This is a genomic window from Sphingopyxis sp. H115 (genome assembly GCF_001468465.1).
GTDB lineage: Bacteria > Pseudomonadota > Alphaproteobacteria > Sphingomonadales > Sphingomonadaceae > Sphingopyxis.
Genome location: NZ_LNSA01000010.1, coordinates 66,362 through 90,674, shown reverse-complemented (window position 1 = coordinate 90,674; position 24,313 = coordinate 66,362). Strand labels below are relative to the sequence as shown.

The following is a 24,313-nucleotide window of genomic DNA, read 5'->3' as shown; positions in this document are numbered from 1 at the left end:
GCCGCCGTTCGACTGTCGACCCTCTCGGTGTAGTCGAGATGCACTACGGGCTGCCGAGGTTCGCTACGCTTTCGGCAAAGAATGCAACGACGAGGCGGTTATCGGCGCAACACGCGTGAGGCAACCTTTGCCCCTCGCGCCGCACGGTCAGACCCCGCCGTCACGGCGAGAGTTGCAAATGTGAATACCATCCCCTCAGTGTTCTCGGAACGACGACCAGAAGCTGCCGACGAGGGGTTCAAGCGCATAGTCGAGCGCGGTCCGTTTTCGCAGCGGGATCAGTATCTCGACCGGCATTCCCGCACGCAGCTCGAAGTTTCGACCACGCACCTTGGCGATTTTGTCGATCTGGTCGCGCGGGACGCGAATGTCGCCAGTGAAATAGGTCAGGCCCGATTTCTCGTCGGTAAAACTGTCGGCCGATAGGCGGGTCAACTCGCCTTCCAGATTGGGAAGTGACCGTTCGTGAAGACCGGGGAATTTGATCATCGCGCGCTGGCCGGTCACGAGGTCATCGGCGTCCTCGGGCGCGATGCGCGCCTGGATGATCAGCGGCTCGCGCTGCGGCACGATGTCGAGCAATTTCTGACCCGGCGCAATCACTCCGCCCGGCGTAAAGACGGTGAGCCCCACCACGGTACCGGTAGCCGGCGAGCGGATCTGGGTTCGCGCCAGTTGCTCACGCGCCGCGCGCAGTTGCGGCATCAACTCGCCGAGCCGCGTCTCGACGTCGCGCAGATCGGCCGCGGTGCGTTCATGGAAGCTGCGTTCGGCCTCCAGTATCTGGATGCGGCTTTCGCTCGCCGCGCTCGCCGATTGCGCGATGCCCGCGTCCGAGCGGCCACGATCCCCCTCGAGCGCAGCGCGCTGGCGTTCGAGATCGCGCAGCCGGGTCTTCGAGACGAAACCCTTTTCGGCAAGCGGTGCAAGTGCGGCGATCTGTTCGTCGACCAGCCGAATCTGCTCGCGGGCCGATCGCGTCTGCTCGCCATAACCCCGCCCCTGCGCTCCCGACTGGACCGCGCGTTCGCCCAGCGAACCGCGCTGGGCCGCGAGCACGGCAAGCCGTTCGGTCAGCTCGCGCTGCTGCTGGCGCAGCGCCTGCCCGGCGGCCTCGCGATCTGCCTCATCCTCCAGGTCGGCGAATTCGGGCGGTGGCGCGACGCGGCGCAGCCCATCCTGCTCGGCCTGAAGGCGCGCATGCTGGGCGAGCAGGCGAATGGCCTGCGCCTGCATCGCGCGCTCCTGCGCCTTCACCTCGGGCGACGCGAGCTCGACGAGGATCTGCCCGGCGCGGACACGGTCCCCTTCGCGAACATGGATTGCCGACACGATGCCGCCGTCGCGGTGCTGAACCGACTGGCGCTGTCCGTAAACGGCGAGCGCTCCCTGCGCATAGGCCGCGGCGTCGAGCCGGAAGAAGGCGGCCCAGCCGAGGAAGAGAATGAAGAATATGCCGGCAATGATGCCGCCGCGCCGGATTTCCCGGCCGGGATCGGCAATTTGGGCCAAATCGGTCGATGCCGAAACGGGGGGGTGGGTGAGAACGGCGGCCGTGGTCATGACAGGCTCACCACTTTTCCGCCCTGCCCGCGCCGGGGTTGCGGCGGCGGCGCGAGCTTCGCCAGCACTGCGTCGCGCGGCCCGATCATTTCAAGGCGGCCCGCGCGCATCAGCAGAACGCGGTCGACGATAGGCATTATGCTGGTCTTGTGCGAAACGATCAGGATTGTCTTGCCTTCCGCCTTGAGCCGTCCGAGCGCCACGGCGAGAAACGCATCGCCCTCGGCGTCGAGATGCGCATTGGGTTCGTCGAGGATCAGCACGGCAGGATCGCCATAGACCGCACGCGCCAGCGCGATCCGCTGCGCCTGGCCCGCCGACAGCCCGCGTCCACCGAGCTTGAGGACATGATCATAGCCGCCGGGTAGCGACAGGATCAGGTCATGCGCCCCGACCTTTTGCGCCGCCGCAACCACCGCGGCATCGACGGCGCTGCGTTCGACCCCGAGTTCGAGCTCGAAACGCGCGATATTCTCCGCAATCGTGCCTGCGAAAAGCGACGCCTCCTGCGGCAGATAGCCGATATGGCGCGCGAGGCGTTCGGGGTTCCAGTCGGCCATGTCGGCGCGATCGATGCGCACCGTGCCACGGTCGGCGAGGATCGCGCCGGCGATCAGCCGAACCAGCGTCGACTTGCCCGCACCGCTCGGGCCGATAATCGCGAGCGCCTCGCCCGCTGCTGCCTCGAAGCTCACCGCCTGGACGATCGCCCCGTCGCGCGCCTCGTTGAGGATGGTGGCGTTTTCGATGGCCAGTGCACCTTTCGGTGCGGGCAGTTCGGTCGTGTCGTGCGCGATGGGCTGTGCGGCCAGCAGCGTATTTAGATTCCTGTAGCTTTGCCGGGCCTGACCGATGGTCTTCCAGCTGCCGATCAGCTGCTCGATCGGCGCGAGCGCCCGCGCGATGAGAAAGGAAGCGGCAAAAATTGCCCCGACCGAGATCATGTTGTCCGCCGCAAGCAAGGCGCCGAGCCCGAGGGCAAGCGACTGCAGCGCGAGGCGGACGAACTTCGTCGCGGTCAGATAGCCGCCGGCGGCGAAGCTTGCTTCGGTCTGCGCGGAGAGCATCGCGCGGCGCTGGCGAAGTTGGCGTGCGACGAGCGCCCGGCGCATGCCGAGCGCGCGGACCGCCTCCGCGGCGTGTAGCGTCGCATCCTGATGCGCGTATGACTGGCTCGCAATGATGTGCGCCTCGTCCAGCCGGTCACGGGTCGCGCGCTCGTTCGCCCAGGCGATGGCCGGGAGCGCGAGGCAACCGAGCAGAGCGACCAGCCCGATGTACGGATGGACGAGCGCGCAGACGATGATGTAGATCGGCACCCAGGGAGCGTCGAACAACGCGAGGATCGCCGCGCCGGTCAACGCACCGCGCAGGCTGTCGAAATCACGCGGCGCCTGATGGGCGGCAGGCAGATCGGGTCGGCCGATGGCGGCATCGAGGATTGCGGGTGCAAGCGACAGGTCGAGCTGTACCCCCATGCGGACCAGCAACCGCGCGCGCAGCCGGTCGAGCAAAGACAGCGTCGCAAGCGCGAGTAGTAAAACGATCGTCAGAAAAAACAGCGTCTGCAAACCGCGCGTCGGCACCACCCGGTCATAGACCTGGAGCATGTAGAGCGTCGGCACGATGTAGAGGATGTTGACGAGCGCGCTGAACCCGGCGGCCGCGACCACATGGCGCCGGCAAGCGGCGAGTGCGGTGCCGAGCGCGTTCTGCGGTATCGCGGCGCCCGCGCTCATGCCGCTGCCCCGAAACGGCCTTGCCGCCCGGTCATGATGACCGGACGGCGCGGATGGCTGGTCAGGAATGGATCAGCGAATGGCATCAAAGCAGGAACGATGATTCCGAACGGGACAGGCCCAGTCCGAACAGGAAATCGCCAAACCCGTCGAGCACGCCATCGAGGCCGGGCTGATGATCCGAATAATGGGTCGGCGCCGCGAAATTGACCTGGTTGACGCTCTGTACGCCGAGCAAGGTGACCGATGTGCCGAGCGAAAGCGAGAGAACGAGGTCCTGAACGCCGTCGCGATTGACGTCCTTCGTCTGGCTCTTGGTGATGCGAACGCCATCGTCGAGCACGATATAATCTTCGTTGCGGTCGAAGTCGTGGATCGTGTCGCGGCCCTCGGCGCGGCCGAAGTGGAACAGGTCGCGCCCGGCGCCCCCATAGAGATCGTCGTTACCAAGGCCGCCGAACAGTTCGTCGTCGCCGGCGCCGCCGTAGAGCTTGTCGTTGCCGAGCCCGCCGAACAGCGCATCCTTGCCTTCGCCGCCGTCGAGCAGGTCGTGACCGAACCCGCCGCCGAGCACGTCGTGACCGCCCAGGCCGAACAATTTGTCGTTTCCGGTCAGCCCGTAAAGCTTGTCCTCGCCGCCCGTACCGTTCAGCGTGTCGCCGAACAGGCCGCCATAGCGCGTGACGCCATCGGCGGTCCCGGTCACCGTCACCGTGACGGTCGCGGTGCTCGTCGCGCCATTGCCGTCGGTCACCGTGTAGGTAAAGCTGTCGGTCGCGGTCGCGCCGGGCGCGAGGGCATCGAACGCATCATTGTCGGCGACATATTTCAACGTCTGCGTGTCCGCGTCGAAGATCAGGCTGCCGAGCGTGCCGGTCGTGTCGACCGACTGGATCGACAAGATCTGGCCGGCGTCGGGATCGCTGTCATTGGCGAGAAGCTGCGTCCACAAATTGGGGCTGGTCGCGTCTTCGTTGACGGCAACGGCATCGTTGGCCGCGGTGGGGGCGCCATTCTCGAAAATGTCGTTCACGCCGATGACGAAGCTCCGCTCGACCGTCTGGCCGGCGGTGTCGGTCGCGCGCGCGATGATCGCGTAGCTCGCCGCCGCTTCGAAATCGAGCGGCTGGGTCGTGCGGATCGCCCCCGTCGCGGGATCGACCACGAACAGCCCGCCAGCATCGTCGACCAGCGAAAAGGTCAGCGTGTCGTTCGGACTGTCATCGGCGCTCAGCGTGCCGACGATTGTGCCCGCCGCCAGATTTTCATCGATCGTCGCATCGTCGAGCACGAGTTCGCTCGGCGCCTGGCCGAGCAGCAGAAGCGCGACCTGCGGGTCATGATCGGTCGCGCGGCCGGCTTCACCGAACTGCGCGTTGATATGCACGGCGTCATATTTCGCGCCGAGCGTCAGTCCGCCGGTGACGAGGATATTGTCGAGCTGCTGGGCATTGCCGTCGAACATATAGGAATAGCGTTCCTCGGGGTTCAGCAGCGAATTCAAGTTGGTGAACACCCCGCCCTGCAGCGGATCGGTGAGCTGGGTCTGCTCGTCCTCGAAATAGAAGCCGTTCCAGTCGCCGAGCACCGCGATATTGAGATCGGGGTCGTCGGCGAGATGGTCATTGGCCCATGCCTTGACCGCGGCCGCCTGCGCCTCGCGCGCGCCTTCGCCGGCGTTGGCCGGCGGCTGCGTATCACCCCACAGCGGGTCGCTGCCGCCGCGCGAGGTAAAGTGGACATTGATCGCGGTGACGATCTCGCCCGCAAAGGCGAATTGCGCGACGAGCGGCTTGCGACTGCCGTTGAAGGCCGCGCCGGTGATGAGCTCGGCGCTGCCCTCGACATAGGAGACGCGGTCGACATTGTAGAGATAGCCGTTGCGGATGTTTCCGCCGGGCTCGCCGCCGGTCGAACCCGCCGTATCGGGCGCGACCTCGACGTAAACATATTGTTTGCCCGACGCCGCGAAGATCGCGTCGATCAGCCCCTGCGCGGTCGCCGCGCCCGACAGGTCTCCGCCCGACCCCGCCCCATCCGCATCCTGGATTTCCTGGACCGCGATAATGTCCGGCGCGCGGAGATTATAGACGATGTCACTTGCGAGGATGTCGAACTTCATGTCCGACGCGTCGAGATTTTCGAGGTTATAGGTCGCGATCGACAGATAATTGGCATCGCCGGCGAGTTCCGTCACCTCGCGCTCGAGCGTCACGTCCTGCGTCACCGAAACCGCTTCGGTGACGATGACTTCGTAGTTGTTGAAGGCATAGTTGACCACGCCGGTCACACTGCTCAGCTGGTCGCCGATGCTGTAAGCCGGATTGAAGCCCGCAAAGACCCCGCTGTCATCGTCGATCTGGATCTTTTCGGGATTGAAGTCGCCCGCCGAGATAGTGATGCCGCCGCGGTCGTTGACCCCGGTCGCGCCTTGTCCCAGCGACGCGACGACGTCGGTCTCGCCGAATTCGCTGGTATTCGACACCACGAGCGGGTTGTCGATCGTCACGCGCATGCCTTCGAGCGATTCCCAGAAATCGATGCCGTCGTTTTCGGGGTCGAAGACCGCGAAGCCGTCGTCGTCGATCGCTTGGCTCGGCGGCAGGATGCCGCCGGCGCCGATCAGCAGCGCGGCGGGCAGTGCATTGCCGCTGCTCGTCACGGTCACGGTCGGGTTGACGATTTCGGTCAGCGACAGCGCCCCGGCGCCGCCGACATATTCCGTCACCGTGCCCGACACATTGATCGCATCGCCGACGGCGACGGCGGGGGCGCCGCCGGTGAAGACGAAAATGGCGTCCGAGGTGCGGCTGTCGCCGTCGCCGGTGGGATCCTGGACGTAGAAGCCGCTCGTATCGACGGCGGTGACGATGCCAGTGGTGGCGACAGGCTGGCCGACATAATCCGACCGATGACCGGCGCCCTGGATCTGCCCGATCGACAAGGTGATCGGATCGTCGTTCAAGATCGTTCCCGTGGCACTGCCATCGGCAATGGCGATATTGCCCACCGGGTTGCTCAGCGCGAGCGACAACGTCTCGTTGACCTCTCCGACGATATCGCCCTGGACCGGCAGCGTCACCGTCGCCGAATTCTGGCCGACCGCGAACGTCAGGGTGCCCGAAAAGACCGCGTCGGGACCGAAGTCGGCGGCATCGGCACTGCCGTCAAGGTTGATGCTGAAATCGACGCTCGCGGCCTGTCCGAGGCCGCCGGCGCGCGTGACGGTGAAGATGAGGTTGCTCGTCCCCGCATTGCCCTCGACGACGCTGGCGTCGCCGACGCTGATCAGCCCGGTACCGTCGTCGGGGATGATCGCCTGCCCGGCGTTGAGCGAGCCGAAGCTGCTCGTCGCGGGCGCCTGCCAGTCGAAATCGGCGGCCGACGCGCCGTTGCCGATCAGTTGCAGTGATTGACCGATCGGATCGCTGCCGCCTTCGAGCACCCCGATGTCGGTGCTGGTCATGCCCGCCGCCGGCGTGCCCGCTGCGGCGGTGAAGGTGCCTTCGTAGGAAAGCAGCTGGATGACGGTGCCGTCGGGTGCGATCAGCGCGACGCCGTCGGATGCGCCATTCTGTAACCCATTTGCCGGAAAGTTGAACGCGACGGCGCCATAGCCCTGCCCCTCGTCGTCGATCACGCCGCTGAGGTTTACCGTGCTGTAGGTCGGCGCCGCGCCCGGCGTGTTCGACCCATTGTAGAGGACGAGCGTATAGCCGCTGAGATCGGTTCCCGCGACACCGGCGATCTCGATCGCCTCGCCCGTGTCGGTGCCGGCGTTGTCATAATGGATTTCGTTGATGTACACATTGGCGGCCGGCGTCGGCGGCGCGGCGTCGTCGTTGAGGATGGTACCCGTCGCGGTGCCGGTGCCGATCGTCGCTCCGCCCTGCGGATTCGTGAGCGCGATGGCGAAGGTCTCGTCGGGTTCGAAATCCGTGTCACCGCTCACCGCGATGCGGATTTCCGCGGTGGTCGCGCCGTCGGCGAAACTGACCGTTCCGCTCAGCGGCTGACCCGCGCCAAGGTCGGCACCATCGGCGCTGCCCAGGCTGATCGTCCAGTCTGCCGAAACCGCGCCATCGCTGCCGCCGCTGCGGGTGACAGTGAAGACGAGGTCCTGCGTCCCGCTGTTCCCTTCGCCGGTCGACGCATTGGCAATCGACAGGCTGCCAGGCTGCGGCCCGGGCGTGCCGCCGAAGCTCTGCCCGCCGTTGACGGCACCGACCGTGCCTGCCGACGGCGCCGACCAGGTGAAATCCTCATAGGTCGTGCCGGTGCCCGTCAGCTGCAGCGTCAGACCCGCCGCGTCGTTGCCCGACTGCGACACGTCGATGTCGGTGCTGGTGAGCCCGGCGGCGGGGCCGTTGGTCGCGGTGAAGCTTCCTTCATACGACAGGAATTGCACGACGTTGCCCATCGGATCGACCAGCGCGAAACCGTCGGGCGCGCCATTTTGGAGCCCGAGCGCCGCGAAGGACAAGGTCCCGAAGCCATTCTGGAGGTCGGGAACGATCCCCGAAAGAGCGATGCCGTTGACCGAGCCTCCCGTCGCCGCATAGGCCTGCCCGTTGGCGCCGTTATAGAGAATGACCCGCCAGCCGGTCAGGTCGGTTCCGGCGGGCGCCGCGATCTCGATCGCTTCGCCGGTGTCCGCACCGGCATTATCGTAGTGGACTTCATTGATAAAAACGGCGGTCGCCACGGCTGTTCCCCTTGCAAAAGCGGCCTCGACTCTCATTCAGGCGAATGGAATCGGTCGCAAATGAGGTGGGGCTATTCGGCGCATGTGACAGCGCAATGGCAATGCGCCAGCACACACGACGCGCATCGCCATGCCACAGCACGACCGTCCCGGGATATTGGCACCGCACTGTGCCGCTAAACGCACTGCACTAGCCGGTTGCGGGCGGTCGCTTTCAGAGAGATTAGCGCAAAAACGGTTGCTAGATTGTGATTATGCCGCGCTTCGCGGCGATCGCCACGGCATGCGTTCGATCGGCCGCACCGAGCTTCGCGAAGATGCTCTTCATATGGGCCTCGCCCGTCCTACTTCACCAATGGCAAGGCGGCAGCGAGTCTGACTGGACGGAAGCGTCACGAGCGCTGATCCGTTTAGAATAGCGATGAAATTTGCTGTATCAGCTTAACACAAGCGCCGCGGCATTTGCGTTTTTCGCCTTCGCGCGGCGCTCAGTTTGCAGCGACCGCCAAATACAAGGACGGGGCCGCAACATCTCCCCGTCCCGTGCATTGTCCAAGGACAGAAGGAGACAATCTATGAGCACCCCCCTGACCAAACGCCGCATCCTGATCATGGCGACGAACGGTTTTGAGCAGTCGGAGCTCGAAGTTCCCCGCGACACGCTCCGGGAGGCCGGCGCCGATGTCGATATCGCATCGATCGAAACCGGGAAGATCAAGGGCTGGGACGAAAACGATTGGGGCGACGAGGTCGAAGTCGACATCCTCGTCGGCGACGTGCGCGCCGGCGACTATGATGCGCTCGTGCTCCCCGGCGGCCAGATCAACCCGGACCTACTGCGGGTCGAGCACCAGGCGGTTGCACTCATCCGCGACTTCGCCGACGCCGGAAAGCCTATTGCGGCAATCTGTCACGCTCCCTGGCTGCTCGTCGAGGCCGGACTGGCGAAGGGCAAGCGGCTGACCAGCTACAAGTCGATTCGCACCGATGTCGCCAATGCCGGAGCCGAGGTGGTCGACGAAAAGGTGGTGATCGACGGCAACGTCATCACGAGCCGCTGTCCCGACGATTTGCCGGCGTTTTGCGACGCCATCATCGCCGCCCTGGAGCCGGTCGAAGCCAATAGCTGACTGACGGCGCTCCCGTCAGGAAGCGCCTCATTCCTTGCCGGCGAATGCGCCCGCGATGAAATCGCGTCCCAGCTTAAGGCCGACGGGATCGACGCTGTGCGCCACGCCGTAGGAGACATGGGTCGTCACATCGAGCCCGATCCGCTTGAGCTGAGCCGCGGTCATGTGAAGCGCTGCGACCGGCACCACGGGATCGGCGGTGCCATGAACGAGCAGCACCGGCGGCTTTACCGCGACCTCATGCCCCAAATCGGCCGTCCCCGTGACCATACCGGAATAGCCGACGATCGCCGCGACGCGCCGCGGTCGGCGGAGCCCGACCTGGAGCGCCATCATCGTGCCCTGGCTGAAGCCTACGAGCGCGAGATCGGACTCTGTCAGGCCATATTGTGCAAGCTTCCGGTCGATGAAGGCATCGATTGCGGGCGCTGCCGACGCCGATCCGGCAGCAAGGGCCGAGGGCGCGAAACCAGATAATCCCCACCATTGGTAGCCGGCCCCCATCATCGCGCAGCGTTGCGGGGCGTGCGGCGCAAGGAACAGCGCGTTCGGAAGCGCATCCTGCCATTGCGGCGCTAGCGAGATCATGTCCGAACCGCTCGAGCCGAACCCGTGCAGCAGCAGCACGATCTTTTCCGGCGCGGAGCCTGAGCGCGGCTGCAGGCTCGCGCCATTAACGATTTTCGACAAGGAGCCAATCTTTCCCGATGCCGGCGACCGAGCATTTCCCCGCCGCGCAGCTTTTCATACCGCCGATCAGATAGGAATGGATCGGCAATTTCCCATAGGCCGCTTAGGCGCGCCCCGGCCACAACGGCAATGTCGGTCGTGAAACAATCAGCAGAGAAAGCAGCCATCGCGGCGACAGGCCGCAATTCCGTCGGCAAACTATGGACAGTCCGTAGCCATCAATACGGGATAGGCCTTCCATCCCAGCCAAAGAACCCGCCGCTATCCGTCGGCGATAGTTGGTCAGCGACAGTGAGGATGCGTGACGCACTGAGATCCGCGCTAGAAAGCGATGATCCAGCTAGTCGCGCCTGAAAGGGCTCAGAGAGCGGCGTATCTACAGTTCCGGGGTGCAATGCCGCAACGATCGCGTCCGGATTGCTGCGGCCAAACTCTATCGCGAAGCATCGCACCAGGGCATTGAGCGCCGCCTTCGAGGCACGATAGCTATGCCAACCGCCAAGCCGGTTGTCTGCTATCGAACCAACGCGCGCGGATAGAAATATGGCGACCGCCCGCTGCCTCCGGGCAAGCAGAGGAAGAAAATGTTTTGCGGCGAGCGCTGGCCCGATGCTGTTGACCGCAAAGACCTCGGACATCGTCGATGCGTCGAGCTGCTTAAGGCTTTTTTCGGGACGAATGTCCGGTCCGCGATGCAGGAGCCCCGTTGCCACGATCAACAGGTCGAGAGCGCCGTCCGGGGCAATTTGACGACCTGCCTCGGCAAGCGTGTCGTCGTCCAATATATCTATCGTCAGCCTTGTCACACTGGGGTGGCGCGACGAATGGGGGCGCCTGTTCCCGGCATAGATACGGTCAAATCGACCCGATGCGACAAGTCGCTCGACAAGCGCGGCGCCGATACCGCCGCCGCTTCCGATCACCAATGCACGCCTGCCGCTCAAATGCTGCCTCTCCCGGCCAAGAAGTCGCTTCGGCCTCCCAACGCCTAATCTGCGGCGGCTCGATATCCCATATGCCTCAAAGGGAAGTGGAGCGTGCCTAGAAGCCCGCCTCGACCGCAAGCCGGATCGCATCGGCTGTCGTTTCGACGCCAAGCGCGCGCAGCAGCGCAGCGCGGTGCATCTTGATGGTCCGTTCCGACAGGGAAAGCGTGAACGCGATCTGTTTGTTGAGCTGTCCGTTCGCCATCAGCTTCAGCACCTCGCGCTGCCGCGGCGAGAGCGCCTCGATCTGGGCGCGCGCCCGCGCGCTCCGCCCCCCGACCGCTTCGCCGGCTTCGTCGACCTCGATTTGCGAGCCGAGAAAATATTCAAGGGTCCCGCCGGGGCCAAAGATTGGCGCCACCAACACGGCATTGCGAAAGGGCGTTCCGTCCTTGCGGTAGTTGAGGATTTCGACCAGCGCCGGCCTTTCCTCGCGGATGGAGGCACGCAAGGTCTCGGTCAGTTCCGGTTCGGTGCCAGGACCGGCAAGAAAGCGGCAGTTTCGTCCAAGGATTTCGTCAGCGGCATAGCCGGTGAGCGCCGAGAAGGCAGAATTGCATTCGACGATCGGATTATCAGGCAGGCGGGGATCGCTGATCACCGCGGCGATCGGGCTAGCCGCGATCATTGTCTTCAATGACATAATGTACCGCCTGCTCTCCCGGGTGCCCCAAGGGACATGTTGCGACACTTCCCCTCGCTCATGCAAGCCTGCGTCGATGACAATTGCGACGAACCGGAAAATAATACCCCTGGCGCCTCGCGCATGGAACGGGCTTGTCGTCGTTGGGGCCGAGTCCGGCCATCGCCGGCGCGACGCTCGTGGCCGCGGGCCGGCAGCCTGATGCGAGTTGCGATCATCGGAGCCGGCATCGCCGGGCTCGCCTGCGCCAGACGACTGCGCGATGCCGGACTGGAAGCGACCCTCTTTGACAAATCCCGCGGCGTCGGCGGCCGCCTCGCGACCCGCCGCGCGGATCCGGCCCGCCCCGAGGTCACCTTCGATCATGGCGCAACGCATTTCACCGCGCGCTCCGAAGGCTTTACGAGGCTCGTTGCCGCCTGGGAAACGGCGGGGCTTGCCGCGCGTTGGCCGGCGGCGGGCGCAGACAGCTGGGTCGGCACACCGACTATGACCGCACCGCTGAAGGCACTCGCCGACGATCTCGACGTCCGTCTGTCGCGCCCTGTCACCGCCCTGACCAAATCTCGCGCTGGCTGGACGCTCCAGAGCGAGGCCAAACGTCTCGGGACATATGATGCGGCGGTGATCGCTATTCCCGCCGAGCAGGCAGCGCCGCTTCTTTCACTCCATGATTTCGAAATGGCGCGCGCGGCCATGTCGGTTCGCTATAATCCCTGCTGGACCGGGATGCTCGCTTTCGACCAGCAAATCGACGAGCTCCCCGATTTCCTCCGCGGCGCCGGTTTCCTCGCGACCGCCGCGCGAGACAGCGCGAAGCCCGGGCGGGCGCCGGGCGAGCGGTGGGTCGTGCAAGCCGACTGGGCCTGGTCCGAAGCGCATCTTTCCTGCGACAGCGCGAGCGTGGCGCCATCGCTCCTCGCCGAGCTCGGCAAGGCAGCTGGCCGCGAAATGCCCGCTCCAAGCCATATTTCAGCGCATCGCTGGCTCTTCGCGCAGCCCTCGGGACAGGATCAGAAGCTGCTCTGGAACCCTGCCCTCAGTCTCGGAGCATGCGGTGACTGGCTCCACCATGGCTTTGCCGAATATGCGTGGCTGTCCGGCCACGTCCTCGGCGCGGCGATAGCTGCCGGGGCAGCGCAATGACGCGCGCGATCGTTATCGGGGCCGGTATCGGCGGCCTTGCCCTCGCCATCCGTCTCCGGTCGGCGGGCCTTGACACGCTCCTCGTCGAAGCACGCGACAGACCAGGCGGCCGCGCCTATGTCTTCGAGAAGGACGGCTTCACCTTCGATGCCGGGCCCACGGTGATTACCGACCCGGCCTGTCTTTCCCAGCTCTGGGAATTGAGCGGCCAGCGGCTCGACCGCGATGTCGACCTCGTTCCGATCTCCCCCTTTTACCGGTTGAGCTGGCCCGATGGATCGACCTTCGATTATAGCAACGACAAGGCGGCGCTCGCCCGTCAGATCGCCGCGCTCGATCCCGCCGATGTGGCGGGATATGAGCGCTTTCTCGGCTATTCCGCCTCGGTCTACGAGGAAGGCTATGTGAAGCTCGGGGCGGTGCCCTTTCTCGACTTTCGCTCGATGCTGAAGGCGACGCCCGCGCTCCTGCGCCATCGTGCCTGGCGCTCGGTCTATAAAACCGTCGCCAGCCATGTGCGGAGCGAGAAGCTGCGCGAGGCGCTCTCCTTCCACACCCTGTTCGTCGGCGGCAATCCGATGGCAACGAGCAGCATCTATGCGCTCATCCACAAGCTCGAGCAGGATGGCGGCGTGTGGTACGCACGCGGCGGCACCAACCAGCTCGTCGCCGGCATGGCCGCGTTGTTCGAGCGTCTCGGCGGCACGCTGAGGCTTGGCGATCCGGTCGCCCGCATCGAAACCGAAGGCGACCGGGTGGCGGGGATATCGACGCAGAGCGGCTTTACGGCGCGCGCCGATCTTCTCGCCTCGAACGCCGATCTCATGCACAGCTACCGCGATCTTCTCGCGCACCCGCGCGGGGAAAGCGAAGCAAAGCGCCTCGCACGCAAGAGTTGGTCGCCAAGTCTCTTCGTCCTCCATTTCGGTGTGCGCGGCCGCTTTCCCGACATACCCCACCATATGATCCTGTTCGGCCCGCGCTATCGCGGGCTCCTCGACGATATCTACACTCACGGCACCCTCGCAGACGATTTCTCGCTCTACCTCCATCATCCAAGTGCAACCGATCCGGGCGTCGCGCCCGCAGGCCACAGCAGCTTCTATGCGCTTGCGCCCGTTCCCCATCTCGGTCACGCGCCGCTCGACTGGGAGGTCGAAGGGCCGAAACTGGCAAAGCGCATTGTCGCTGAGATCGAGCGACGCCTGATTCCCGATTTGGGCGAAAGGATTGTGACGCAATTCCATTATGCGCCCCCCGATTTCGAACAGGACCTCGCCGCGCATCTTGGAAGTGCCTTCAGCTTGACGCCGTCGCTGCTGCAGAGCGCCTATTTTCGCGGCCACAACCGCGACGCACGCATCGCAAATCTCTACTTCACCGGAGCGGGCACGCATCCTGGCGCGGGTATTCCGGGCGTCGTGGCGAGCGCAAAAGCGACGGCAAGCCTCATATTGGACGATTTGGGCGTCCGCACCGGCACACCCTGAGACGCCGATGCGCCCGCGAAACATTTTCAGGGCCGCAGGACGATGCGGGGGATCCATGACCTGATGATCGAAGCATCCGCACACTCTGGTTCTGCAGGCGGCCAGCGCCTTGCGACCCACGTCTGGCCGTGGCGGGGGCGGTGATATCTCGTCGCCGGGCGATGTGACGACAAATCGCACCGCCCAATCTTTTCGTTGGGAAGTGTCAGTGGCCGGTCCGCCGCCCTCCGGCTTCCCGAAAGACGGTCAACAAGAGCGAGGCGGCGGGTCCCGCCTGGCTATGCAGGGCCGCCCGATCCGGTGCGTATCACCCGCCCCAAAGGACAGGTCGCCCCGCCGGGCCCGAACGCCTAATTTCACCCTGTCCCATCCCCCCGGGACGAATATTCGAAAAGGAATGAGCAATGGCTGTTTCCCGTATCTCCCTTTCGCTCGCCGCCGCAGCGCTCGCGCTTGCCGGCGGGGTTGCGACTGCAAAGAACCCGATGGTCGGCGGTGCCGCGATGTACGAGACCAAGACCATCGTCGAAAATGCCGCCAATTCGAAGGATCACACGACGCTCGTCGCGGCGGTCAAGGCCGCCGGCCTTGCCGAAACGCTTTCGGGAGCTGGCCCGTTCACGGTCTTTGCGCCGACCAACGCCGCCTTTAACAAGCTTCCGGACGGCACCGTCGACACTCTGCTCAAGCCCGAGAACAAGGCGATGCTGACGGGTATCCTGACCTATCATGTCGTGCCGGGCCGCCTGACCGCGACCGATATCGCCGCACAGGCCAAGGCCAATGGCGGCAAGGCGATGCTCACGACGGTGCAAGGCGCCAAGCTCACTGTCTGGGAGAAGGACGGCAGCTGGTATGTCGGCGACGCCAAGGGCGGCATGGCCAAGATCGGTCCCGCCGATGTTCTCCAGTCGAACGGGGTGATACACGTCATCGATGGCGTTCTGCTTCCCGCATGATCATCTGGCGGGGCCTCGCAGCGCCCGTCGGCGCACCGCGGCCCCGTCGGACAAAGACGCTCAAAGCCACCGCTCGGCAGCCCTAGCATGGATGTTACAGGTCTTCGCAGGCCCGCCAAATGATCGGCGGGCCTGCGTGCCACGCTGCTGGCGCAGCGCCAATCGGGGATCAGAGCTTCGCCTTCACACCGAGCATGAAGCGCGGGCCATAATATTCGACCTGCAGCGGGCGATCCTTCTTGCCAAGATAATAGTGCAGCTTCGAATTGGTGAGATTGCTCGCCTCGCCGAACAGGGTGAAATTCGGCGTCACATCGTAATTCACCGTCAGGTCGAGGCTCGCATAGTCGCCGTAATAGCTGTCGAGATCGGCGGTCGCGCCGAACTCCTCAATAAACGCGCCCTTGTAGTTCCACGCGATGCGCGACGAGAAGCGACCGTCGTCATAATAGAGCGCGACATTAGCGAGATTGTTCGCCTGGCGCGGCAGTCGCACATCGCGTCCGTCGGGCAGCGTGAAGTCCGACCGCATCAGCGTGTAGTTGGCATTGACCCCGAAGTTGGCGAGCGCGCCCGGCAGGAAGTCGAACTGGCCCTGCGCGGTGATCTCGAACCCGTAGAGCGACCCGGAAGGACCGTTCGCGGGGGTCAGGAAGGCGACGCCGTCGATACCGCGGAACGTGCCGATCCGGCGCGAATCGAAGATGGGATCGGTGATCCGCTTATAGAAGGCGCCCGCCGAAATCAGCCCGGCCTTGCCGAAATAATGTTCGAACGACAGGTCGAAATTGGCCGAGTAGGTGGGCTTGAGCTGCGGATTGCCGCCGCTGAATTCAAGATCGGCTTCGACGAAAGCGCCGCCCGGCGCGAGATCGCCGAAGTCGGGGCGCGCGAAGCTGCGCGTCGCGGCGAAGCGCACCGCAGTGTCGCGGTCGGGGCGGAAGGTGAGGTGCAGCGACGGCAGCCACGCGAGATAAGTGTTCGACTGCACTTCGGGTTCGAGAACGCCGTCGACGAGGACGCGCCCCCGAACCTTGGTATCGGTATTTTCGAGCCGCAGGCCGCCGAGCAGCGTCCACTGGTCGGTCGGCTTCCACGTCGCCATCGCATAGCCCGCGGCGGTGCGTTCCTTGAGCTGGAAGGTGCGGCCGAGTGCGCCGCCGTTCTCGGCGGTCGCCGAGCCCGCGGTATCGAGGATCAAATTGTCACGGTTGGCGAGATACCAATCGACGATGTCGCGTTCGGACACGACCTGCGAAAAGTGCGGCGTGTAGGTCGACCCGATCTTGAGTTCGTCGAGGAACTGGTTCCGTCCGGGCTGATTCATCAGCGCGAAGTCGGCGAGCGTCGGGACGGGGCCGGCGGCCGGGTTCCACGTGTAGAAAAGATCCTCGAAAAAGGCGTCGCGGACCTTGTCGCGATATTTGGCGCCGAATTTGAGTTCGAGCGTGTCGCTCGCGGGGAGCTTAAGGTTCGCCTCGGCGACGATGCGGTCATTCTCTTTCACACGGATCTTGTAGAGTTCAACGTTCGATAGCCGCGTCAGCGCCGGGTCCATGCGGAAGCCGTCCGGCAGATGGTCGCTGATGGCATTTGCCGGATCGCTGCCGCCGTCGACCTCATTATAGGCATAATTGCCCGAACCGCGGTTCTCGAGCCCGGTGTAACCGACGTTGCGCTGGTCGAACCGCACGACGAAATAGCTGTTGTCGCGGCCGTCGGGCGTATCGCCATAGCGGAAGAGATTGTCGTAGTGCGCGACCTTCCAGTCGAACTGGCCGCCACCCTCGCCGCCGCCGAGCATATGCACGCCGCCGATCTCGCCCCCCTTCAGCTGGGTGATCAGCGTGTTGAAGATATGCTGCACCTCGACGCGGTTCGAGGCGAAGTTCATGCGATGCTTGTAGTGCGTCTCGTCGTCGGTCAGGCTGCCGTAGATGCCGCGCGCATAGATTTTGCCGCCGTCGTCGAAACGATATTCGGCCGCGCCGTTGAGCCCGATCGTTTCGCGCAGGCCCGTATAGTCGCGCAGTTCGAGGCGGGTGATGCCGATCGCGTCGCCGCCGCGGCGCGGTTCGAAATTGTCGGTCGCCCAGTGGCGCGCATAATAAGTGCCCGCGAGCATGAAACCGAACTTGTCGTCGGCGCCGAAACGGTCGCCAACCATCGCGCTGAACATCCCGCCGAACTTGCCAGCCTTTTCGCTGTAGACGCCCGCGGCGTTGAGCTGGATCGTCCGGTCCTCGGGCGCGGTGCGGGTGATGAAATTGACCGCGCCGCCGATCGCGTCGCCCTCCATGTCGGGGGTGATCGCCTTGGCGACGACGACCTGCTCGATCAGTTCGGACGGGAAGAAGTCGAATGCGGTCGCACGGCTCGTCGTTTCCTCCTCGGCGGTCGGCAGACGGTTGCCGTTGATCAGCGTCGAATTCCACTGCGACGGCAGCCCACGCACCGCGACGAAGCGCCCCTCGCCCTGGTCGCGCTCGATCGCGACGCCGGGAACACGCTGCACCGCTTCGGCGGCGTTACGATCGGGCAAGCGGCCGATGCCGTCCGACGACACGACATTGACGATGCTGTCGGCGCGGCGCTGCGCATCGAGGCTGCGCGCCTCGGCGCCCACGATCGTGCCGGTAACGACGATCTCATCGGCGGGCGCTGCCGCGTCGAGCGCGGCCTCTTCGGCGAAGGCGGGAGTGGTGAGCATGGTACCGCAAGCGAGTGCGGCGAGGAAGGAGCGGTGCATGAGAGCCTCGTGAATCGGTCGCCGCCCCATTGGCAGCGCGCATCCTTGACCATGGACCGCGCTCAACCTCTACTTCATTGACTGCATGTCATCGATAGACACAACGCAATATAATGAATTGAAGAACGGCTTATCTGCAATATAGTAATAAAAATGACATAATATTCCGGGCGATCAGATCCTTATTTTTCTTGCGAAATATAGTGCGCTGACCGTGACCATCGCCGTTCCGGCCAGCGAGGTCACAAGCGCGCCGCGCGTGAAAAAGTCGAGCCAAGGCAAATCGCCGCTGAACAGGTTGCGGAACAGCAACAGGATGACGCTTCCGGCATAGCCCGCGGCGTCGGCAACATAGATGAGGAAGCCCGCGCGGCCCGGCTGGCGCGCGGCGGCGATGAGCCGGTCGAACAGCATCGCGTTAAAAGGCGTATAGGCTAGATAGAGCCCCGCCCCCGAGGCGATCATCCAGCCGAGCGGCGTCATCAGCCCGGCGAGGAACAGCAAGGTCGCAACCCCGATCAGCACGAAACCGAGCGCGGTGATCGCGTGCATCGCGGCCAGGGCCCGGCGGTTGTCGCGGATGCGCATCAGGCTGGCGAGCGCGGCGAGCGTGATCACCGCGATCGGCAGCTCGCTTTGGGTGAAGACCGACGACACCCCAGCATAGCCGAGTTCGACCCAGAGTTCGGCGGCGAAATTGTCGCGGAAGTCGCGGAGCGCGGTCAGCAACACATAAGACCCGACGAGAAGCAGGATTCCGAGCCCGTAATGCGACAGGAAGGCGCGCCGCTCGTCGCGGAACATCGGCGCGCGCTCGGTCCGTTCGGCGATGTCGCGCGCGTCGGGCGGCGGCATGCGCGCGAGTCCAAGCGTTGCGGCGAGCAGCAGCGGCGCAAACAGCGCGCCGGTTGCGGCGGGCATCCACCATTCGCTGACGCCCCAGCCGGTCATCAGCCACGCCGCGACCGACTTCACCAGCCCCGACGAGACGATGAAGCTTGCGCAGAGGATCGCGCCGAGCAGTTCGGAGGCGCGGCGCCCCTCGATGTAACTGAACACCAGCCCCCAGATCAGCCCGAGCGGCAGGCCATTCAAAAAGAGCGCGACGATCTTGAGCCACAAAGGCGCGACCGCGAACAGGAAGAGCGCGGCCCACGACACGGCGATGAGCCCGAGGATCGCCGCGGTTCGCCGCCGTCCGTCGAGTTCGGCGATCAGCTTGATCCCGGCGAATTTGGACAGCGCATAGCCCGCGACCTGCGCGATCACGAGCACGACCTTGAAATCGAGCAGTGCGCTCCAGCCGGTGACATCGTCATAGGATGCCGCGGCGAAGGGCCGGCGAAAGGCGTACATCGACAGATACACCGCAAAAGCGGCGGCGGCGCCGAGCAGCAGCGCCGGATCGATGCGCGGGCGCGCAGGCGGAGGCGCCATGCTGTCGGCGATCGGGGAGCCGGCGGCCATCGTCAGTCGAGCAGGAAAGCGCATTCTTCGTCACCGGGGCGCAGCCCGGTGGCGATGCGCGCCTCGATTATGTCAAGCGCCTGTGACAAGTCGGCGACACTCGGTACGACAACATCGGCGCCCGCGGCGGCGAAGCCCTCCGCCACGCCGCGCAGGCGCGCCATCCGCTCGTCATCGCTGAGCGCGGCGTAATCGGCGAGCGACAGTCCCATGCCATTGCCCGAGGCCGCAACGCCGACGGTCCAGCAGCCGGCGTGACGTCCCGCTTCGATACCGACATTGGCGTCATCGATGGCCACCGCGCGGCAAGCCGGCCACACACCCATCTCGACCAGCGCCTTCCACAGCATCAGCGGCGCGGGGCGCCCCGCCGCGGTCTCTCCCGCGCAGACGATGACCTCGGGCGCATAGCCCTGCTCGGCCGCGCGCGGGACGATGCCCGCCATCATCGTGCGCGTGTAGCCGGTCGTCGACCCGACGCGGATGCCGCGCGCACGCAACGCCGCAAGGGTGTCGAGGGCGCCGGGGATCAGCGCCGCGGTCGCGACCGCCTCGGCCGCCATCGCGGGTTCGAGTTCGTCCATCAGCCGGTCGACGTCAGCACTGGTCCATTCGGAGCCATGCGCCTGTTGCCAGCGCGCCGCGACATCCTCTTCGGCGAGCATTGCCTCGACATGCTCGCGCTTCGCCTGCCCCATATAGCGCCGCACCACTGCGTCGCTCACCGGCACGCCCGCCGCCGTGAACACGCGCTGCATCGCCGCGACCGGCGCGCGCGATCCGAAATCGACCATCGTTCCCGCCCAGTCGAACAGCACCGCCGCGATCGTCATTGCGCCATCTCCTTCGTTTTGCTCGCCATTGCCGCGGCGACCACCTGCTCGCCGATCGCGAACCCGGTCGACATGCCCGCGCCCGAGGTCACGAGCGTCAGGTGCACGCCGGGCGCGACCTCTTCGGAAAACCAGTTGTGATCGGGCGACCAGGCGTAGGTGCCGGTCCAATGCTCGACGACCGGACCATCGAAACCGGGCAGCGTTTCGCGGAAAGCGGTCAGGATCAGGTCGTCGATCGCTTTTCGCTGATACGGATCGGGCGCCGCGTCATATTCGTGGCTGTCGCCGACGACGAGCGAGCCGTCAGCGGACTGCACCGCGATTAAATGGACACCGGCATCAATGAGTGCGCCATGCTCGGCCAGCAGCCGCTCGCGCAGCGGCGCAGCGGCGTCGAGCGCGGCGAAGCCTTCGTAGCGGATCAGGCTGAGATCGGACATGATCGGCGTCGGCAGCGTGCGCCCCGACGGCGCGATGCGCAGCATCTGAAGCTTGCAGCGGGTGACGCGGCGGCGCGCCATCACCTCGGGGAACAGGCCGGTGACATCGTCGCCCGGGCAGATGAAGATGCGCCGCGCGCGCACATCGCCGACCGCGGTGCAGACGACGCCCGGCGCGCATTCGATCGCCGCCGCGCGCTGAAACTCGACGCCGTATCGTGTCGCCAGCCATTCGGCGAGCGCGGGCAAGGCAAGCCGCGGTTCGACGCGCAACTCGTGCGGGCTGAACATTGCCGCCGAAAAATCCGCAAAGCCGCTCAGCCCGAAGCGCGTCCGCGCCGACGCCGGATCGAGCAATTCACACCCCTCGCCCATTTCGGTCGCGAGGAAGGCTTCGAGGATCGCGGTGCCTTCCCCCCGCTGCGCGAGCTGGAGCAGCCCGCGCTGGTCGACCGCAATTCCGGCGGCCGGGGCGATTTCGGCCCAGATGTCGCGCGAGCGGCGCGCGAAATTCCACATCTCGCCGCGCGCCTGCCCCGACACGGTGACAAAACCGAAGTTGCGGATGGAGGCACCGCGTGCGGCGGGTTCGCGGTCGATAACAACGACGCGCGCGCCGGTCCGCGCCGCGGCGAGCGCATGCGCCAGACCGACGATTCCGCGTCCGACGATAGCTACATCATAGGTTTCAGGCATGACGATCCTCTTGGTAGAGGATGCCCATTGGCCCGACGCGTGTGACAACACGACTTCATTTCAGGAATGCCCACCATAGACACATGACGTGTCAGCGAAGTGTCGCAATTGAGGTATAGCCGACGCGCAGGTGTCCCATGGCCGTCAATTATCAGCAACTCCGTACCTTCCATGCGGTCGCAAGCGACCGCTCCATCACGCGCGCCGCAAACCGGCTCGCGATTTCGCAGCCGACGCTGTCGAAGCAATTGAAGGAGTTGCAGGACCGCTATCAGGTGCAGCTCTTCACTGGAAACCGGCCGCCGCTGACGCTGACGCCGGAGGGCGAGGCGCTGTTCGTGAAGACGCGCGCGCTGTTCGACATCTCGGAGGAGATCGAGGGACTGCTGGGGCAAACGCCGCCCGAGGAAGGCGGCCTGCTGCGCATCGGTACCGATTCGCCGCCCTATGCCGCCGACCTGATCGCCGCCTTTGCCAAGGCCGCGCCCAAACTCGACTTCAAGGTCACGACCGCCAATGCGCGCGAGACCAACCAGATGCTGATGAACGCCAGCGTCGACCTGGCGATCGTCTGCGAGCCGATCGGGCATAACGACTATACCTACCGACCATTCTACGAGGACCGACTCGTCGCGGTCCTGCCGGAGACGTCGACGCTCGCAAGCGCCGAAATCTTCGATCTCGCCGCGCTCGCCGACCAGCGTTTCCTGCTTCGCGAACCCACGTCGCGGACGCGCGCCGCGACCGAGCGATTGTTCGACGCCTGCGGCATCGCCCCCGCCCGCATCATGGAATTCCATACGCGCGAGATGATCCGCGAGGCGGTCGCGCGCGATCTTGGCATGAGCTTCATGTTCGAACGCGAATGCCCGCCCGATGCGCGGCTCAAGGTCCTGCCGATCGATTCCGACGATCCGGCGACGCGCATCGCCGGCTATATCGCCTGCCGCACCGAGCGGCGGCGGCACCCGGCCATTCGCGCCGCGCTGGAGATCGCAGCGAGATTTGCCGGATAGCCCGAACGATTAATGGTAACAGCTTGGGTTCGTGACGAAAGACAAGAAGGGCGACCATAGCGATTGTTAGTCAGGCATCCCGGGCGTCGCTTGTTTCGCCAAGGATCAATCTCTCCTTTGAGAGAATCGCGATTTATGGTCTATTCGACCCTCAACAGCAGGGGTTGAGATCATGCTTCGTACCCGGCTTATTGGTATGGCGGTCGTTGCCGCCCTCCTCCTTCCCGCACCCGCTTTTGCGAGGCGGCACGATGATTGGCACGACGATCACCACCACCACCGCGATCATGACGGCGACGCGGCCGCCGGCGCAGCACTCGCCATAGGTCTGGTGGGGATTGCGGCTGCGATCTCCGCCAAGAAGAAGCGGAAAGAAGAAGAGCGACGCGATGCCTATCGGTACGGATATGGCGATAGCTATGGCGGCGACTATTTCTCGCCCGCGCCGGACGTGAGTTGTTATCGCGGCGAGCGGCGCTGCTTTGTGCGCGGGCAATTCTCGCACGGCTGGACCGATAGCCAATTCGCCTATGACCCTCATCGGCGGGGATATTGACCATGACCATTCGTCCTTTATTGCTTCTCGCCGCGCTCATAGTCGCGCCTTCAGCCGTCGCTCAACCCAAGGCCCCGTCGGCGCCCAACATCGTCAAAATGGACTTGGCGGCCACCGATGCGATCCGCTCGATGCTCGACGGCGCGTTCGACGAAGGCCATGTCGCGATGCTCCAGGCACTCGGCCATCAACAAGCGGTCGCCGCGACCTGCTCGGGTTTCGAGATCGACCCCAAGGCGTTCGCGAAGGAATTCGATCTGATCTATGACGATCAGAGCGGCAAACCGCGCGCGCTTGACGCAGGCCAGCGGGCCGAGGTCGAGCGCAAGGCCACGCTCGCTCTCGGCATGGCGTTCGGAGCACAGGTCGCCATTTCGGCGAACGATCATTCGGCCTTTTGCGAGGCCGCAACGCAGGAGCGCGCCAGCGGAAAGGCGGCGAATCTGATCTGGGCGAAATAGTCCCATGAGGGTGCGACCGAACTGGCGCGCAGCTCTTTGCATCTATCTCGTCTACAACGCCATCATCTTCACGACGTGGGGGCTCGGCGGCGCCCGTTACACCGACATGGTGTCCGAAGGCGTTGCCTTCAAAAGCCTTATCATCCCCTTGGGTCTCGGAGCCTTGTTCGCCGCCGCCGCGGTAACGTGGCTGGGCTGGTGGCGCCCGGCGCTGGTAGAAAACAAACGCGGTGGGCCCCAATGGGCGCTGGGGTTGGTGCTGATCGGGATGGTCGGCATGATCGTCGTCAACGGCGCTGCGGCCAATTGGTCGGCCTTTTCGGCGAGCCATCTCATTATGCTCGTCGCCGCCGGCGTCCTCGTCGGGTTCAACGAGGAAATGCTAGCACGCGGCATCCTTGTCACCGGCGTTCGGGGCTCGACCTCGAACGAGCTTTGGGTCTGCTTATGGTCTTCGCTGTTGTTCGGCGCGATGCATATTCCCAACGCCCTGTTCGGAATACCGCTATTCGCGAGCCTGCTTCAATGCCTGTTCGCTTCGCTGATGGGCGGTGCCTTTTACGTTCTCCGTCGGATCAGCGGCGGCATCTGGCTGCCGATGCTTCTGCACGGCGCTTGGGACTTCACATCGTTCAGCGCCCAGGCATCCGGACAGCATCCTCCCCTGTCGCCGGTCTTTCAGTTCGGAACCTACGGCCTTGCCATCATCGCGATCGTTGCTGTCCTGCGCCATGAACGCCGGGCCTCCCCAGCTGTCTGAGAGACATCGAAATTGCATTTTCTAAACTTTTGAACTCGCTCGACGAACTGCTCTACGAATTGATGAGCTGGATCGTGTTCTATCCTGTGACCGAGCGCTTCACCTGCCCGACGACAGGCAATTCCGAGCAACGGTCAATCCGCCTGTCATGCTGATCCGCGCCGTCCGTCGGTCAAGTCACCGACATAGCACCGCGCAATCAAGGCGTTTCGCCACTCGTTCGGGCAATAAACCACTAGATTTGACCGTTGAAAGATCGGCTTTCAACTCGCCATTCACGA

At 64.7% G+C, this 24,313-nt stretch carries 19 protein-coding genes; 9 read left to right on the top strand and 10 right to left on the bottom strand.

Annotation, left to right across the window (positions count from 1 at the left end; translation table 11 throughout):
* Positions 1-195 precede the first annotated feature (195 nt).
* From ATE71_RS09275 to ATE71_RS09265, 3 genes are all read right to left on the bottom strand, one after another.
* A complete protein-coding gene (locus ATE71_RS09275) occupies positions 196-1,563 on the bottom strand; it encodes an HlyD family type I secretion periplasmic adaptor subunit (RefSeq protein WP_058803219.1) in 1,368 nt (455 codons plus the stop codon).
* The gene (locus ATE71_RS09270; RefSeq protein WP_058803218.1) at positions 1,560-3,302 is read right to left on the bottom strand and encodes a type I secretion system permease/ATPase; all 1,743 of its coding nucleotides are present in this window, start codon (positions 3,300-3,302) and stop codon (positions 1,560-1,562) included. The genes ATE71_RS09275 and ATE71_RS09270 overlap by 4 nt, the downstream gene beginning before the upstream one ends.
* Before the next feature lie 85 nt (positions 3,303-3,387).
* Complete coding sequence (locus ATE71_RS09265; protein ID WP_058803217.1) at positions 3,388-8,007, bottom strand: Ig-like domain-containing protein; 4,620 nt, start codon at positions 8,005-8,007, stop codon at positions 3,388-3,390.
* A 575-nt stretch (positions 8,008-8,582) separates the two neighbouring features.
* Here ATE71_RS09265 and ATE71_RS09260 point away from each other — a divergent pair.
* Complete coding sequence (locus ATE71_RS09260; protein ID WP_058803216.1) at positions 8,583-9,137, top strand: type 1 glutamine amidotransferase domain-containing protein; 555 nt, start codon at positions 8,583-8,585, stop codon at positions 9,135-9,137.
* Positions 9,138-9,164: 27 nt separating this feature from the next.
* On the opposite strand, the gene ATE71_RS09255 is transcribed toward ATE71_RS09260, so the two are convergent.
* The 3 genes from ATE71_RS09255 to ATE71_RS09245 form a co-directional block, all read right to left on the bottom strand.
* A complete protein-coding gene (locus ATE71_RS09255) occupies positions 9,165-9,827 on the bottom strand; it encodes an alpha/beta hydrolase (protein WP_201022939.1) in 663 nt (220 codons plus the stop codon).
* 218 nt (positions 9,828-10,045) lie between these two features.
* A complete protein-coding gene (locus tag ATE71_RS09250; RefSeq protein WP_082665158.1) occupies positions 10,046-10,903 on the bottom strand; it encodes an SDR family NAD(P)-dependent oxidoreductase in 858 nt (285 codons plus the stop codon).
* Entirely contained in the window at positions 10,869-11,456 is a 588-nt protein-coding gene (locus ATE71_RS09245; protein ID WP_058803213.1) for a LuxR C-terminal-related transcriptional regulator, read from the bottom strand. The genes ATE71_RS09250 and ATE71_RS09245 overlap by 35 nt, the downstream gene beginning before the upstream one ends.
* Before the next feature lie 36 nt (positions 11,457-11,492).
* On the opposite strand from ATE71_RS09245, the gene ATE71_RS09240 reads away from it, so the two are divergent.
* The 3 genes from ATE71_RS09240 to ATE71_RS09230 all read left to right on the top strand — a co-directional run bounded on the left by ATE71_RS09240 (position 11,493) and on the right by ATE71_RS09230 (position 15,051).
* Complete coding sequence (locus tag ATE71_RS09240; RefSeq protein ID WP_321164271.1) at positions 11,493-12,602, top strand: NAD(P)/FAD-dependent oxidoreductase; 1,110 nt, start codon at positions 11,493-11,495, stop codon at positions 12,600-12,602.
* Entirely contained in the window at positions 12,599-14,092 is a 1,494-nt protein-coding gene (locus ATE71_RS09235; protein ID WP_058803211.1) for a phytoene desaturase, read from the top strand. The genes ATE71_RS09240 and ATE71_RS09235 overlap by 4 nt, the downstream gene beginning before the upstream one ends.
* A 404-nt stretch (positions 14,093-14,496) precedes the next feature.
* The gene (locus tag ATE71_RS09230) at positions 14,497-15,051 is read left to right on the top strand and encodes a fasciclin domain-containing protein (RefSeq protein WP_201022938.1); all 555 of its coding nucleotides are present in this window, start codon (positions 14,497-14,499) and stop codon (positions 15,049-15,051) included.
* A gap of 169 nt (positions 15,052-15,220) precedes the next feature.
* Here ATE71_RS09230 and ATE71_RS09225 read toward each other — a convergent pair whose 3' ends face one another.
* From ATE71_RS09225 to ATE71_RS09210, 4 genes are all read right to left on the bottom strand, one after another.
* Positions 15,221-17,800 (bottom strand): TonB-dependent receptor, encoded by a 2,580-nt coding sequence (locus ATE71_RS09225; RefSeq protein ID WP_058803210.1) that lies wholly within the window; start codon positions 17,798-17,800, stop codon positions 15,221-15,223.
* 174 nt (positions 17,801-17,974) lie between these two features.
* A complete protein-coding gene (locus ATE71_RS09220) occupies positions 17,975-19,267 on the bottom strand; it encodes a DUF5690 family protein (protein WP_235587976.1) in 1,293 nt (430 codons plus the stop codon).
* 2 nt (positions 19,268-19,269) lie between these two features.
* Entirely contained in the window at positions 19,270-20,100 is an 831-nt protein-coding gene (phnX, locus tag ATE71_RS09215) for a phosphonoacetaldehyde hydrolase (protein WP_058803209.1), read from the bottom strand.
* On the bottom strand, positions 20,097-21,239 hold the full coding sequence (locus ATE71_RS09210) for a TIGR03364 family FAD-dependent oxidoreductase (protein WP_058803208.1): 1,143 nt from the start codon (positions 21,237-21,239) through the stop codon (positions 20,097-20,099). The genes phnX and ATE71_RS09210 overlap by 4 nt, the downstream gene beginning before the upstream one ends.
* A gap of 137 nt (positions 21,240-21,376) precedes the next feature.
* On the opposite strand from ATE71_RS09210, the gene ATE71_RS09205 reads away from it, so the two are divergent.
* The 5 genes from ATE71_RS09205 (at position 21,377) to ATE71_RS23040 (ending at position 24,187) form a co-directional block, all read left to right on the top strand.
* Positions 21,377-22,255, top strand: a complete 879-nt coding sequence (locus ATE71_RS09205; protein ID WP_058803207.1) for a LysR substrate-binding domain-containing protein — start codon at positions 21,377-21,379, stop codon at positions 22,253-22,255.
* A 172-nt stretch (positions 22,256-22,427) separates the two neighbouring features.
* Complete coding sequence (locus ATE71_RS09200) at positions 22,428-22,811, top strand: hypothetical protein (protein ID WP_152998716.1); 384 nt, start codon at positions 22,428-22,430, stop codon at positions 22,809-22,811.
* A 2-nt stretch (positions 22,812-22,813) separates the two neighbouring features.
* Entirely contained in the window at positions 22,814-23,272 is a 459-nt protein-coding gene (locus ATE71_RS09195) for a hypothetical protein (protein WP_058803205.1), read from the top strand.
* Between the two features lie 4 nt (positions 23,273-23,276).
* Positions 23,277-24,032, top strand: a complete 756-nt coding sequence (locus ATE71_RS09190) for a CPBP family intramembrane glutamic endopeptidase (RefSeq protein WP_058803204.1) — start codon at positions 23,277-23,279, stop codon at positions 24,030-24,032.
* Positions 24,033-24,061: 29 nt separating this feature from the next.
* Positions 24,062-24,187 carry a hypothetical protein gene (locus ATE71_RS23040; RefSeq protein ID WP_268801418.1) on the top strand — a complete coding sequence of 42 codons (126 nt, stop codon included), beginning with the start codon at positions 24,062-24,064 and terminating at the stop codon, positions 24,185-24,187.
* Positions 24,188-24,313 lie beyond the last annotated feature (126 nt).